Below are 14,945 nucleotides of genomic sequence, written 5' to 3'. Positions count from 1 at the left end.
CCACCAAAAATAAGGAGCCTGCAGAGATCTGCAAGGCTCCTTTTTGCACGCAAAGTTCTGTGTGCCGCTTATAGCTTACTTAGGCCTTCGGCAATTGGAACGAGCTTTTCAGCGACACGATGCGGTTAAACACCGGTTGCCCCGGCTTCGAATATTTCGTATCGACGTTGAAATAACCGTGCCGGAAGAATTGGAATTTATCTTGCGGTTTCGCATCCTTCATGTTTGGCTCCACGAAACCATGCGCAATTGTCAGCGAGTTCGGGTTGATCAGATCAAGGAACGATTTCTCCTCGGCAGCTTCGACAATCGGTTCTGCAGCAGCATCGACTGTCACATCATCAACCAGGCCTTCAACCGGTTCCTCTAACGCCACGTCCGCCGTCTTCTCCGCTTCCTCTTCCAGAATCAGCGGTTCGTACAACCGAAACTCGGCAGGAACCGCCTGAGTCGCCTCCACCCAGTGGATGGTGCCCTTCACTTTACGGCCGGTAAAGCCGGTGCCGCTCTTCGTTTCCGGATCATACGTGCAGTGGATTTCCACTACGTTGCCGTCCGCATCCTTAATGACATCGTTGCATTTCACGAAGTAGGCATGTTTCAGACGGACTTCGTTCCCCGGGAACAAACGGAAATATTTGCTCGGCGGATTCTCCATGAAGTCATCACGTTCGATGTAAATCTCCCGCGAGAACGGGATTTTACGGTTGCCCATGTCCGGATTTTCAGGATTGTTCTCCGCATCCAGCCATTCGATTTGCCCTTCCGGATAGTTGGTGATCACGACCTTCAGCGGGTCGAGCACCGCCATCGTGCGCGGAGCTTTCAATTTCAAATCCTCACGGATAAAATGCTCCAGCATTTTCGGATCCACGTTCCCGAAGTTTTTAGAAATCCCGGTTTCGTAGACGAACGCTTTGATCGCTTCCGGTGTATAGCCGCGGCGGCGCAGACCAGAAATCGTTGGCATCCGCGGATCGTCCCAACCGTCAACAATGCCTTCATCCACCAGCTTTTTCAGCTTCCGCTTGCTGGTTACCGTTTGCGTCAAATTCAACCGGCCAAATTCGTATTGGTGAGATACGTGCGGCATTTCCGTTTCGGCGATCGTCCAGTCATAGAACGGACGTTGATCCTCAAACTCAGTCGAGCATAAGGAATGCGTTACGCCTTCGATGGCATCCTCCAACGGATGAGCAAAGGTGTACATCGGATAAATACACCATTTATCGCCGGTGTTATGATGGGTCGCATGCACGATCCGGTAAATGACCGGGTCCCGCAGGTTGATGTTCGGCGAGGCCATATCGATCTTCGCCCGCAGCACCTTTTCCCCATCCTTGAACTCACCTTTCCGCATCCGTTCGAACAGGTCAAGGTTTTCCTCGACCGAGCGGTCGCGGTAAGGGCTGTTTTTCCCCGGCTCAGTGAGCGTTCCGCGCATCTCGCGGATTTGGTCGGCACTCAGATCATCCACGTAGGCTTTGCCTTTCTTGATCAGCAGCACAGCACGATTGTACATCTCTTCAAAATAATCGGACGCAAAATGCAGCTCTTCCCACTCGAAGCCCAGCCATTTCACGTCTTCCTTGATCGAGTTAACGTACTCTACATCTTCTTTCACCGGGTTGGTGTCGTCAAACCGCAGGTTAGTCCGTCCGCCGAACTCATCCGCTAACGCGAAGTTGATCCAGATCGCTTTGGCGTGTCCGATATGCAGGTAACCGTTCGGTTCTGGCGGGAACCGCGTCACTACGGTTTTCACCTTGCCGGATTTCAAATCTTCCGAAATGATATTTTTAATAAAATTGGGAGGGGTTAAATTATTCTCCACGGGTATCAACCTTTCCATTCGAGTTCTTCCCCGAAATTTCTTCTTCTAAATATACCGATATCTTTAGAATAGTTCAATGCCTTAAGTACTATCAGACACTTTGCGCTCCGCGCTGGGATCAGCACTTTATCGGCTAAACCTTTCTCCACATTAATATATCGTCCACATACGTTCCGTTAATCAGAAATTCTTCCACAAGACGGCCCTGCTCCACGAATCCGCAGCTTTTGTAAAAAGCAATTGCCCCCGGGTTGCTGCCCAATACACGCAACGACAGCTTGCGTACGCCCCGCTCAGCTGCGAACTTCAGCAAGGCATCCATCAGCACTCGCCCCACGCCCTGCCGCTGGTACTTCGGATGAATCGCAATGTTCAGCTCAAGCACATGTTGATTGCTGGGCAGCGGGGTCGGCGGCTTAAAGCCGATATAACCGCAGATCTCCTCGCCTATCCCGGCCACGATCTGACTTCCCGGCGGGCAGCTCTGCAAATATTGCTCTCTCGACTCCCATTCCATTTTTTCCGCTGGCGTATTGTTATAATCCCAAGTGACCTTGTCGATTTCCATCAATGCGGCCGCATCACGCATTTCCGATAGACGCGTCCAAATTCCACGTTGATTCATGAACTTCATCCTTTCTCCTGCTCACTCCGCCAGACCCGGCAGCTGCGGACGACTCTCCCGGTTCATAGCAGCATGTACCAAGAAGGAGAGCACCGACAGCGCTGCAATGCCCACAGCCAACCAAGCAACCGGCGTAAGTCCATTCCAGTCAAACAGCATGCCCATGGCATAAGGTCCAGCAACGCGGCCAGCCGCCCCCATCCCGCCAACCAAACCGAGGTAGAACGGCGCCGCCTTCCCGGTTCGATCCGAGATAAACGACGGGATTGCCGGAGAGATCAGCATTTCACCGAAGGTGGTGAGCACCATGGCCCCGACCATACTCGGGTACGTATGGAAGCTCAAGATTGTAGCGTAACCCAACATGTAGAAGATGGCACTTGCCGTCATTTGGGCCTGCGGGGAGCCGGCAAAGGTCCGCTTTATCCATAAAGTAAAAGGTTGTCCCACAAAAATCAATAACCCGTTCAGCGTCCAGAGAATACTGTAATTCCACTCCGGCATGCCTTGGGAGATGATATACGGCGATACGCCGTTATTCCAGATACAGTTCCCCAGCCAGAGGAAAAACGATCCCACGCCCATAAACAGGTAAACGGGATACCAGCGAAGCAGCGTCCAGACGCTTTGGCCTTCCACCGTCTTTTTGCGCTTCTGTACTTGCAGCTCGCCTTGCGTTTTTTGAACTTTGTTCAAATAAAACCAAAAAAATAAGGCAAACCCCGCCGAAGTGAGTCCATTCAAAATAAAACTGAGATCATACGAGATCTGCGCCAAAAACCCGCTGATGGCCGTCCCCAACGCCACACCAATATTGTTCGCTACATAAATGACATTAAACAGCTCCCCGCGTTGCTCGGCAAACCGAAAACCGATAAACGCTTGAATGGCCGGCATCGTCGTGGCATTAAAGAAACCAACCAGCAGCATCAGCAGCATAAACAGATGCCAGTTCCCGCTTCCGTAGGGCAGCAGAATCAGGAAGAGGGAGGTCAAAGCAAGACCGCCCACGATCAGGCGCTTGACGCCTAGGCGATGGTACAGCGCTCCGCCCAGCAGCTGACCGGCAATCCCTCCGACAGACATGACGAGAATGACCAGGCCGGCATCCGTCACAGTCCGCCCCAGTACCTTAAACACAAACATCGTGACCAAAGGCCACATCAATGAACCGCCCGCCGAACTGATCAAGCTTGCGATCAAAAATACCTTGACTTCCCGCGGATAAGCCTGCAGCCATCTCATCGTGATTCCCCCTTCGCTGCAACAATTGTGTATATACAAAAAAAGGAGGGCCACCAGGGCCCCCACTCTTGATTCAGATGGTTCGGCAAATCTTGCTTGTATTACGCCCAGATTATATTAGTATCGCCTAAAAGCGTGACTCAAGCAAGTACATTTCTAGCGGCGCTTGACATCCACCACGGTGGAGAAGAACACTGCTCCTCCGCCCATATCGGCTATCCGGTCCGGAGTTAAGGCGTTGGCGCGCGTGCGCTTCCCGTCCTCCTGCTGCCACCACAGCCCTTGGCTGACGACTGTGCCTGGCAGCATCTTGTCGGTGACGGACGCCGTAACGACATAACTGCCGCGATCATTCCACACCGTAACTTCGTCTCCATCGGCAATCCCGCGTGCAGCGGCATCCTCCGGATGAATTTGCAGCACCGGGCCTTTCTCCAGCGCCTTCAGCTTCTCGACATTCCCAAACGTCGAGTTGAGGAAGTTATGGTTTGGCGGAGAGATGAACATCAGCGGATACGGCGTGTCCTTGCCGGGACGGCGCTCTCCATCATAGCCTTCCACCAACGGCACATACGTTGGCAACGGCGGCAAGCCTGCCCGCTCCATTGTGGCGGAGTACAGCTCGATCTTCCGCGACGGAGTCGGCAAATGGTCGAGCCAGGTTTGCTGCGGTTCCATGTTCAGCTTCACGAACCGTTGCTCCTTCAGCTTCTCCAGCGTCACGCCTTCCAGATACGGGTTATGCTTGAAATCCAAAGCCTGCCGGATCATATCCTCTTCCGTATCGCGGAACGCATCGTCGTCAAACCCCATCGCAGCCGCCAGCAGCTTAAACGTTTCGACGTTGCTTTTGCTTTCGCCCTGAGGAGCAATCACCGGCTCTTGAAGCTGGATATAATGATGCCAATACGAACCGTACAAGTCTGTATTCTCAAAAGAAGACGTCGCCGGCAGCACAATATCGGCATATTTTGTCGTATCTGTCAAAAAGAGATCATGCACCACGGTGAACAGGTCTTCTCGGAGAAGACCTTGCTCCACCTTCCCTGTATCCGGGGCAACCACCGCCGGATTGGAGCAATAAACGTACAAAGCGCGGATCGGCGGATCCAGGGTCAACAAGACGTCGCCCAGCTGGTTCATGCTGACCGTACGCGCGCCCGGGTTGGGGCGCAGATCAGGACGCTCAAGCGCCGTCGCGTTCATTTTGCCGTAAGCGCCGTTGGACTTGAAGGCGCCGCCGCCCGGCACTAGCCATTGGCCGGTTAACGCCGGCAGGCAGCTAATCGTGCGGACCGTCATCCCTCCATTGTCGTGATGCTGCAGGCCGTTGCCAATATGAATGTAGGCGGGCGAGGTTTCGCCGTACAGAACGGCCAGCTTAACGATCGACTCGGCCGGTACGCCGGTGATCGCCGCCACACGCTCCGGCGTGTACTGCTTCACGTGCTCACGCAGCTCGGCATGACCAACCGTATAGCGTTCCAAGAACGCTTCGTTCACCAGGCCGCGCTCGAACAGCACGTGCATCATACCGAGCGCCAGGGCTGCATCCGTGCCCGGATACAGCGGAATGAACCAGTCGGCCCGCTGTCCTGTCCGGTTGCGATGCACGTCGATGACGACGAGCTGGGCGCCTTGTTTGCGGGCTTTTTCGATTAGGGCAATCTGGTGCATATTCGTGCTGACGAGATTGCCGCCCCACACGATGATCAACTTCGCCTTGACCGTCTCCTCCGGGCTCGTCCCGCCGCCGAACCCCATCGTATATCTCCATCCCGCATTACCTGCGGAATTACAAATGCCTTGTTGCAGCCGCGTCGCGCCCAAACGATTAAAGAACCGCCGATCCATCCCATCAACGCTCAAGATCCCCATATTGGCGTAAAAACTATACGGCAGGATCGACTCTGACCCATACTCCCGGATCAATCCCTTATAACGATCCGCGATCTCTTGGATCGCTTCATCCCAGGTGATGCGTTCAAACTTCCCTTCCCCTTTGCGTCCAACGCGTTTCAGGGGATACAGCACTCGTTCGGGATGGTAGACCCGCTCCGCCATATTGCGGACCTTATTGCAGATCGCGCCTTGCGTAATCGGGTGATCGGGATTGCCCGTCACCTTGACGATTTTTCCATTCTCTTTATGAAGCAGCAAGCCGCATGTATCGGGACAATCCAGCGGACAAACCGCAGGAAATACCCCGTTAGGTTCATGGATCATGTTCCACCCCTCCTGTCTGTAGCCTATTGTAAGAATAAACCACCCCGGCGTAAAGCCCAAGCGGGAATTTCCTTATGGCGGGAGTATGTTGCGCGCACCTCATTTCACGATTATCCCTTTCGCTCAGGTTTCTGAGTTTGATTAGAAATCTATTTGGGGGCAGCATCCAAACTTGATTGGGTAACCCTCTTTCGTGCGGTATCCCTTTGGTACAGTATTTATTTTAATCAGGTATTCCCTTTGTTCAGATAATCATTCTTTATGAAGTGAAGGGTAGCTATTCATAGGAAGGTCGTTTGATTAGAGTTAATGAGATGAATGTAAATGGAGGAAGGATGAGAACCCCCAGCCTATCGTCGATTGGCTAATGGGGGAGAGCGAATTAGCTATAAATCGAGGCACTGTTTTTTCTCCTAACGAATCTCTTAACGAATTTTTCTGATTCATCGGGATAATGGTGTAAAGAGGGGCTCCAACAAACAGCAAACCCAGTCAAGGGCCAAACACGCTAAGCAAGCCAAGAGCCAAGCTAAGAAGCCAATCCAAGTCAATCCAAGCAAGGCCAAGCCGGCCAATTAATCCTAGCCGAGCTGAGCCGGGCCGTGCTCAACCCAACCCAGCCCAGCCCAACCTAAACCCAACTGAAGCCTGCTCGGTTTATCCGTGATGTTTCGCCGCCTCAGAGGACGCAGCCAACCCGGCAGCCGTTGCATCCTTGGACCCTTTATCCTTCAGAAAAGCTGCCCAATACGCCGAAGCCACGAAGATAGCCCCACCGGTTAAATTCCCCAGCCATACCGGTACAAAGTTACTCAAATATTCACCCCAAGAGTAATATCCTTCAAAAATCGCCGCTGGAATCAGGAACATATTCGCAACAACGTGCTGGAAGCCAATCGCAACAAAGGCCATGGTTGGGAACCAGATGCCCAGGATTTTACCGCTCATATTATCTGCGCCATAGGAGAGCCATACCGCCAAAGCAACCAACCAGTTGCAGCCGATCCCGGACACGAACGCTTGCAGGAAGCTGTCGTCCAGCTTATGACCAGCCATATCGACCAGCTTCTCCAGATAAGGCCCGCTGGCCGTCAAACCAACCACGTGTCCAAAAAAGTAAGCGACAAACAAAGCACCCACGAAATTGCTTAACGTGATGAGGACGAGATTTTTGCACAGATCTCCAGTGGAAATTCGCCCCGCCATCCGTGCCAACGGCACCGCCATCATATTGCCGGTCAACAGTTCCCCGCCCGCCAGCAACACAAGAATCAAGCCGATTGGGAATACCGCAGCCCCGATAAAATTGGCGATACTGCCCCATTCCGCCGGAGCGCTGCTGATCACGCGAATATCAAGAAGGAAGCCAAGCGCGATAAACGCCCCTCCCAAAAAACCAAGAATCAATACGGTAAGCAGTGGATAATATGCTTTTTTGACGCCATATTCTACGGATACTTCGGCAATTTGTGCAGGTTTAGAATAAGCCATGATCCTGTCTCCTTTTATATGTCATTTCTAAACGACACTTCACAGGTCATTCGTCGTTTGAAGTCGTGTTCATTGTAGCGTGTGAATGGACCTTGAAAAAATAACATAGATCACGTTAGCGTTTTCACAAATCAGGGATTTCCCTAATGATCACAAAATCACAAAAGACCCCTTCCAGAGCAATCCCGGAAAGGGTCTTTAACCTGCACGTGAGCGTGTAATTATTTGGATGGTGCGGCCATCCCGCCCAAGATTAACTGCCATACCGCATCAAAATCTGCGTCAATCCGCTCATTCGTCCATTGGCGGAAGTGTGCGGGATGATGGAAATGCAGGAACGCCAGGAAGATGGCTCTTGATGCTTCCTTCGGCTCCAGCGCTTTAAACTCTCCCGCACGGATGCCGCCCTCAAAAATCGTGTGAATCTGTCCGATCAAGTGATCAATATGAGCTTCGATGATCTCCGCGGCTGCTTCAGTTACAGCGGCATACATGGCAAACATCTCTGGGTCTTCGCTGGCATAGGTTCGCTTGCAGCCAATTAACGTCTTCAGCCACAGCTTCAAGCGCTCCGTATAACTTCCGTCTGTGCCGTTCGCAATATCTGCTAGAGGGGCGGCAATGCTTCGCGTTAACCAACGTTCCGTCACCGCTTCGCGAAGCGCGGCCTTGCTGGAAAAATGCCGGTACAACGTGCCATGACTTACTTGCAGCGCACGCGCCACATCCAGCACGGAGGTTTTATCCGGTCCGAAGCGCCTTAGCACCTGCTCTGCGGTATCCATAATTTGTTCTTTGCTTAAAGGCAGCTCGTTGCTCATTTCACCCGTCCTCCTCCCCGTTTTTTCCCCACTATATCAAAATCGCATCCAAATGACAATAATATGATTTTTGTCAATTGTGAACAGCTTAATCAGATGAAACCGCCGTTAACACGAATGGTTTGCCCGGTAACCCAACCGGATTCCGGCCCTGCCAGGAACAGGACGACGCTCGTAATATCCTCTGGCTCCGCCAACCGTCCGAAGGCATTCGTGTTGCCGACGGCTTTGATTTGCTCCGGTGTTTTTCCGACAGTAAACAGTTCTGTATTCACCGGTCCTGGGCCAACCGCATTGATCGTAATGCCCAACGGTCCAAGCTCCTTCGCCAGCTGTCGTGTGATCTGCTCTACAGCTCCCTTGCTGGCTGCATAAGAGCTGTAAGTAGGGAACATTTGACCAGTGACGGATGTCGAGAAGTTGATAATACGGCCCCCTGCCTCCATATAATCCACAGCTTTCTGAATCGCGAAAAAGGTTCCCTTCACGTTAATCGCAAATTGCCGGTCGAAATCCTCTTCCGTGATATCTTTCAGCGGCTTCGTAACCATGACCCCTGCGTTATTGATCAGAATATCGAGACGTCCAAAGGATTCCTTCGTCTTCTGGAACAGCTTCTCCAATTCAGCCAGCTTGCTGACATCGGCTTGAATCGCGACAGCCTCCCCGCCCTCAGCTTGAATCCCCTTCACTACGGCTTCTGCTTTCTCAGGGCTGCTGGCGTAGTTTACAACGACTTTGGCCCCGCGTGATGAAATTTGAACAGATTTATTAGTTTTGAGCGTTTTGTGCGGTTTTGACATGCAACAACTCTCCAAAGCCCAGGCGGTTAATGAAATTCGCCTGCGCCTGACGGGCTGCCTCGTTAACCTCTTCAACGCCTGCATTGGTGAAGTCCACGACGCTGCGGAACGGGCGTGTTCCCGCCGGCATCGCAAGAATGCGAGCAATTTCTTCGCCAACCGCTCTAGGATGGGCATCGACCCCTGGTACAAATAGACTCGACGTAGCTTCTTCATTACGCTCTACCAACGGGTCCAGCTCGGCATAAGCCTTACTCCGTTCTACATCGCTTGCCCGGCTGGCATTCGGGAAATGGTCGGTTCCCTCAGTAAACGGACCTGGCATGACGATCGTCGATTCGATGCCGAATTGCCCTACTTCGTAGGCGGTGACCTGAGCAATTGCATCACCGGCGAACTTGGAGGCTACGTAAGGGCCCATGAATGGTGGAGCAACTACCGTCGTTGTGCTGCCGACATAAACAAGAGTTCCCGAACGACGCTCTCGCATATGCGGGAGTACAGCCCGGTTCACCCGTTGGATTCCGAGGGCGTTCACGTCAAACAGATGATGGATATCCTCTGGGGTAAACGCCTCAACGTAGCCAACCACTAAATGACCTGCATTATGCACGACGACGTCCAGTTTGCCGGCCTCCTCAAGAATCGTTGCGACGGCAGCTTCAGCTGAAGCATCGGATTGCACGTCGAGTTCCACAACTCGAAGGTCCAGCCCATGGCTTCTTCCATATTCCAGAAGCTCCTCGGCACGGACAGCATTGCGGCCTCCGATGTTCCGCATGCTGGCATATACCGTGTGTCCGGCCTCGGCCAAAGACCGAGCCGTCAAATTTCCGATTCCAGTGGATGCGCCTGTGACGAGAACTACTTGATCCTTCGTTTCATTTTTCATTTTGATCATCTCCTCCATTTGATGGCTTGATTATATATCGTACATATATCAGATATCAAGTATCAATTTTGTATTTTTGTCATTTGTTTTTTGGCTATATGGTTTCAATCAAATAAAAAAGCCGATTCCTCAAGGGTTTATGCCCTTTTCGAATCGGCTTATTTCGAGATGAAACTCGTTGATGTTCTTGTTTTAGGCGTGAACCGTTTCCCGCTTCGGAACTTCCGGCAGCACCTGTAAGCCTGCACTGTTCAAGAAATTCCACGGTTTGTTGTAATGAGGTTGGAAGAAGAAATCGACGAAAGCGAGCTCTTCCATTTTCATTCCATTTTGGATGCACACCGAAATCGTGTTGATCGACTGAGTCAAGTCTACTTTCGACATGATTTGTGCGCCCAAAATCCGGCGAGTATTTTTCTCGTAGACTACCTTCAGCAGGACCGGCTCATGGGTTGGCATAAATTCCGGGCGGTAGTTGTCAGTGATCAGCACCGCCTCTGCGTCCAAACCGGCGTCCTTGGCTGCTGCTTCCGTTAATCCGGTTCCGGCGATATTATCCTCATAGATTTTAATTCCCGAAGTGCCTTGGGTCCCCATATACTTCACGGTTGGTGCAACCAGATTCCGTGCGACCAGCGTCCCCATGCGGACGGCGTTGGTTGCCAGCGGGATATAAGCATGCTTTCCTGTCGGGTTATAGTAGACGGCACAGCTATCACCTGCCGCATACACATCCGGCTTCGAGGTGCGCATATATTCATCCACGATGATCGCGCCATTGTCCAGCATATCAACCTGACCTTTTAACAGCTCTGTGTTAGGGCGGAACCCGATGCACATAATCACCAGGTCGGCAGCGTATGTGCCTTTATCGGTGATCACTTGCGCGACTTTGCCATTCTCGCCTTCAAAGCGTGTGACTTTTTGACCTAATGCCAGCTCAATGCCATGGTCGCGGAGCGATTGTTCGATCTTGTCCGTGTACTCCGCATCAAGGTACTTGCTCAAAATGCGCTCCTCCGCATCGATCAACGTAACGTGCTTTCCATTAAGCTGGAACGCTTCAACCAGCTCCACCCCGATGTAACCTGCACCAACAACAACGATGTTGCTGGCTTGTTTTGCTTTTTCGATGATGGTGTTGGAGTGGTTATAGTTCTTCGAGAGCAAAATATTCTCCAGTTCACTGCCCTCAAACTTCGGTACGATCGGCCACGACCCCGTCGTTACAATCAGCTTGTCGAACTGATCTTCAAACACTTCGCCGGTCTCTAGGTTGCGGGCTTGAAGGACTTTCGCGTCTGTATCCACCGATACGACTTCATGCCGCATCTTTGTATTTACACCCAGCTCAGCCAATTGCTGCGGCGAGGAGTAAAACAGCCCCTGAGGATCTTTCACCATCCCTCCGACATAGAGGGCGATGCCGCACGACAAGAACGAGATATTGTCGTTCCGTTCATATACGGTAATTTCCGCCTCTGGGTAAAGTTTGGCCGTATTAATGATGGCTGCCGTGCCTGCGTGTGTACATCCGATAACTGCTACTTTCATGATTTCTTCCTCCTCCATAATCCATACTGTTTGATGGTGTATAGCAAACGTCATAACTTGTGAAAACTGCCACTTATGAGTTTGGATTATTGTGATTTTTTTCACTTCATGCTTCTTATTATAGTGTGACTTTTTTCACATTACAAGAGGAAAAAGAAAGAAATTTTAATTTCTGAATTTATAATGTCCGAAAGCCTAGCTATAATCCCTTCTCGCACGCCTCTTTTGCACGATGATCCCTTTGGTTCAGCTTGGGGGAGCCCTTATCAGATTTCCCTTTGATTTGGGATATTAAGCTGGAAGGTTGAGGGATCGAAAAAGAAAAGCACTTGGAACCCCGAAGCCTCTTCAGGATTGCCAAGTGCTTATTATTTTCGCAAGTGCGTATCGCGTATGTAGAAAGAAACCAGCGTCCGCGTGCATCTCACCTTCAGCGGCAACCGGCTCTTTATTGCGCTTGAGCCGCAGCAAGCTGCTGACGGATCTCCTCATATTTGGCCTCCCGCTCCGACTTGGAGAGCTTGGGACACCCGTAACAGTATCCAATTCCGGTGTCCGTCCGATAGGCCAAGCAACAGGTTGGTTTCATCGGAGATTTCTCACCTGGCCGATAAGGATCATCCAGCAGCACTTCCTTGACCCGATACGGATTGCGCTTTAAGCCAAACGCCTCGGCGGGCAGCTCCTTCACGCCCTCGTACTCCTTCAGGAGTTGAGAACGTGAGTCTTCTTCCTCCAGACGCCCTGCGATGGCATGGACATAATATTGCACACCTTGAGGCAACTGCCCCCATAACTGGGCAACCGGCAGCTTGGTGACGGCCGCCATATTTTCCATGACAGGTCGCAGCACTTCCCCGTAAAAACGAGTTAGCTCCCGGGTCTGCCAGGATTGACGGTCACCCGCCGGCCAAGGGTGTTCTGCTTTATCGTTCAGCACAAAATAAACCCAAGGAAATCCGTTCACCATCACGAGTTGAAGGGTGAGATTGTCGAGCGAAAAATGGAGCTTGCCCGAGGTCACCGACACCATATAGTGCAGCGCCGCACACACGACTCGCCAGCTCGAGGCAAAATAGGTGGCGGATACTTGAAGATCAAGCCCCTTAATTTTCTCTTGGTAGATTTCCAAAAAAGCCACTAGCTGCCCGCGATCCAACAGCCGCTCAGCGGGCATCGTGAAGAAAGCATCCGTCCGCTGCTCTGTAACAATCGCCAATTGCTGCTCCAGCAGCTGATAATTGATGTTCATCTTGGGTTCCCCCACTACAGGAACGAGACGACTTTGGGCGAAGCCTCTTCCGGTCCATCATTTTTGCCCTTGCGTACTTGTACTTTGCCTTCAGCTGCAGCCCGGTACAGCTCATAAGGGAGGCACAGCGGCACACCGCTCCGCGGATCGGTTACGATATCCGCCTCGATCCCGAACACATCGCGCAGCACTTTGGAGGTCACGACCTCTTCCGGTGTACCGGAAGCGACAGCCTGGCCTTGCTTAATCGCGATCATATAATGTGCGTAACGAGCAGCATGATTCAAATCATGGACAACCATCACAATCGTCCGGTTGGATGTGGCATTCAGCTCCTCCAGCAATTGAAGCACTTCCAGCTGATGGGCCATATCTAGGAACGTCGTAGGTTCGTCGAGGAACAGGATATCCGTCTCCTGCGCCAGCGCCATGGCAATCCAGGCCCGCTGCCGTTGACCGCCGGACAGATGCTCTAAGGCCCGGTCACTGAACTCGGTCATGCGGGTGGCTTCGATCGCCCACTCGACAATTTTCCGGTCTTCGGCCTTCAGACCTCCGAACCCTTTCTGATGTGGAAAACGCCCGTACGACACAAGCTCATAAACCGTTAATCCTTCCGGGGCGGTTGGGTTCTGCGGCAGAATCGCCAGTTGCTTGGCTACCTCCCGCGTCGACTGCTTATGGATCGATTTGCCGTTCAGCAGCACGCTGCCGGACTTCGGCTGAAGGATCCGAGCCATCGTTTTCAGGACCGTTGATTTACCAGAGCCGTTCGCGCCAACCAACGCCGTGATTTTCCCCTCGGGAATCGAAATATTTAAGTCTTCGACGATCAGACGATCCTCATAGGCAATGTCTAGATGCGAAGTTTTTAAGGAGACCATGGCACCCATCCTTTCCGTGTCCAACTGAATAAACCCACCAATGTATCATTGTTAAAAGAGTCTATCGCACGACTTCATCTTAGATTCATAAAAACTTCATCTTCTTAAAGATACTGATAATCATTATCAGGTGTCAACTGTTAATTTTATTCGCTTTCTTCGTTGGAGGCAAAAACAAAAAAAGACGCCCGCAGGCGTCTTTCACGGATAAGCTCACGCTCTCCAAAGATCTAATGAAATCATTGACCAGATACCGGTATGGCATCATAATATTCTTCCAACGTAATACCGCGTTTACCAATGTCAGCTGCAATTTCTTTTCCTACATAACGCAGGTGCCATGGCTCATATTTGTAACCGGTAATGTCTTCCTTCCCTTCCGGATAACGAATGATAAATCCGTACTCGGTGGCATGATCCGCCAGCCAGGCCGCTTCCTTCGTGTCACCAAAGCAGCTTTCCGCTGCGCATTTGCCATCGCTGCCCGAAACGTCGATGGCCAGCCCAGTCTCATGCTCGCTGTGGCCCGGAACCGCGCTGTACGTCTTCGCAACTTCCTCGCCGTCCTTCTCCACGTAACGGTTAAACAGCGCCGTTTGGGTCTTATGTGAACGGTACGCCGACACGCCAGCCAGGTAGATCCCGTCTTTCTCGGCTCCAGCGAACAGCTCCTCAAGCGCCTTCGCCGCCTCTTTGCGCATCATGCGTTTTTCGATTTTTTCTTTGAACGTAAACCGAACGTCGGGATACACCAGATCCTTCGGCTCGTAATCATCCGGCAAAGCAAATTGCTTGTTAATCAGCACCGCCACACTGTACGGATCCGACATCGCCGCGCGGTCCCCTCCGCTGCTGTCGCTGGAACCATCAGGAGCTTGTGTTGAATCGCTGGAATCCCCATTGCCGGTACTGCCATCGTTTGTTGCGTTATTGCCTTCTGTAGCTTGATCGTCCGCGGTGCTGGTGTCGTTGGCAGCATTGTTCCCTGCCCCGTTATTGGCGCCGACAGCCGTGTTCGTGCTGTTCTCTGCTGGTGTCTGCGGAGCGTTGGCTGCTTGTTTGCCGCAACCTGCAATTAGGACCGCTGTTAACAACAGGGCCATCGCCGCAGTCACCACGCCTTTCTTGCTGTTCATCCTGGTTCCTCCCCTGTACGGGGCCTGGATTGATGTTTCCCAGGCACCTTATGTGTTTTCTACTATTCTTTAACGGATGGAGCCGTTAAAAGTTACTTGGTAAATCGAGGGCGCCGGCTACCGCCCCCGGCGCCCTCGTCCCCCGCCGCGGCCGCTCTGCCCGCGGCGGCCTTGCCCTTGCG

At 52.2% G+C, this 14,945-nt stretch carries 12 protein-coding genes; all 12 read right to left on the bottom strand.

The features are described 5' to 3' along the window. Positions 1-79: 79 nt before the first annotated feature. The 12 genes from RW092_RS00315 to RW092_RS00260 all read right to left on the bottom strand — a co-directional run bounded on the left by RW092_RS00315 (position 80) and on the right by RW092_RS00260 (position 14,763). Positions 80-1,852, bottom strand: a complete 1,773-nt coding sequence (locus RW092_RS00315) for a glutamine--tRNA ligase/YqeY domain fusion protein (RefSeq protein ID WP_085169833.1) — start codon at positions 1,850-1,852, stop codon at positions 80-82. Between the two features lie 115 nt (positions 1,853-1,967). Beyond that, a complete protein-coding gene (locus tag RW092_RS00310) occupies positions 1,968-2,459 on the bottom strand; it encodes a GNAT family N-acetyltransferase (protein WP_316009203.1) in 492 nt (163 codons plus the stop codon). Positions 2,460-2,480: 21 nt separating this feature from the next. After that, positions 2,481-3,704 (bottom strand): MFS transporter, encoded by a 1,224-nt coding sequence (locus RW092_RS00305; protein ID WP_016314201.1) that lies wholly within the window; start codon positions 3,702-3,704, stop codon positions 2,481-2,483. A 156-nt stretch (positions 3,705-3,860) separates the two neighbouring features. Further along, positions 3,861-5,930: a molybdopterin-containing oxidoreductase family protein gene (locus tag RW092_RS00300; protein ID WP_316009202.1), complete on the bottom strand. Its 2,070-nt coding sequence runs from the start codon at positions 5,928-5,930 to the stop codon at positions 3,861-3,863. A gap of 657 nt (positions 5,931-6,587) precedes the next feature. Next, positions 6,588-7,421 (bottom strand): formate/nitrite transporter family protein, encoded by an 834-nt coding sequence (locus tag RW092_RS00295; RefSeq protein ID WP_316009201.1) that lies wholly within the window; start codon positions 7,419-7,421, stop codon positions 6,588-6,590. 221 nt (positions 7,422-7,642) lie between these two features. Further along, positions 7,643-8,242 carry a TetR/AcrR family transcriptional regulator gene (locus RW092_RS00290; RefSeq protein ID WP_316009200.1) on the bottom strand — a complete coding sequence of 200 codons (600 nt, stop codon included), beginning with the start codon at positions 8,240-8,242 and terminating at the stop codon, positions 7,643-7,645. A 92-nt stretch (positions 8,243-8,334) separates the two neighbouring features. Beyond that, positions 8,335-9,045 (bottom strand): SDR family oxidoreductase, encoded by a 711-nt coding sequence (locus RW092_RS00285; protein ID WP_316009199.1) that lies wholly within the window; start codon positions 9,043-9,045, stop codon positions 8,335-8,337. Next, complete coding sequence (locus tag RW092_RS00280) at positions 9,014-9,937, bottom strand: SDR family oxidoreductase (protein ID WP_316009198.1); 924 nt, start codon at positions 9,935-9,937, stop codon at positions 9,014-9,016. Before RW092_RS00280 ends, RW092_RS00285 begins: the two co-directional genes overlap by 32 nt. Positions 9,938-10,129: 192 nt before the next feature. Beyond that, positions 10,130-11,491: an FAD-dependent oxidoreductase gene (locus RW092_RS00275; protein ID WP_316009197.1), complete on the bottom strand. Its 1,362-nt coding sequence runs from the start codon at positions 11,489-11,491 to the stop codon at positions 10,130-10,132. A gap of 448 nt (positions 11,492-11,939) precedes the next feature. After that, positions 11,940-12,743 (bottom strand): hypothetical protein, encoded by an 804-nt coding sequence (locus RW092_RS00270; protein ID WP_016314209.1) that lies wholly within the window; start codon positions 12,741-12,743, stop codon positions 11,940-11,942. 14 nt (positions 12,744-12,757) lie between these two features. After that, entirely contained in the window at positions 12,758-13,627 is an 870-nt protein-coding gene (locus tag RW092_RS00265; RefSeq protein WP_127575989.1) for an ABC transporter ATP-binding protein, read from the bottom strand. A 239-nt stretch (positions 13,628-13,866) separates the two neighbouring features. Beyond that, positions 13,867-14,763, bottom strand: a complete 897-nt coding sequence (locus RW092_RS00260; RefSeq protein WP_085169830.1) for a M15 family metallopeptidase — start codon at positions 14,761-14,763, stop codon at positions 13,867-13,869. Positions 14,764-14,945: the final 182 nt, after the last annotated feature.

Origin of the sequence: Paenibacillus sp. 3LSP (genome assembly GCF_032465655.1) — a bacterium.
Lineage (GTDB): Bacteria > Bacillota > Bacilli > Paenibacillales > Paenibacillaceae > Fontibacillus > Fontibacillus barengoltzii.
Note: the sequence above shows the minus strand (reverse complement) of the source record. Positions and strands in the feature narration are given on the sequence as shown.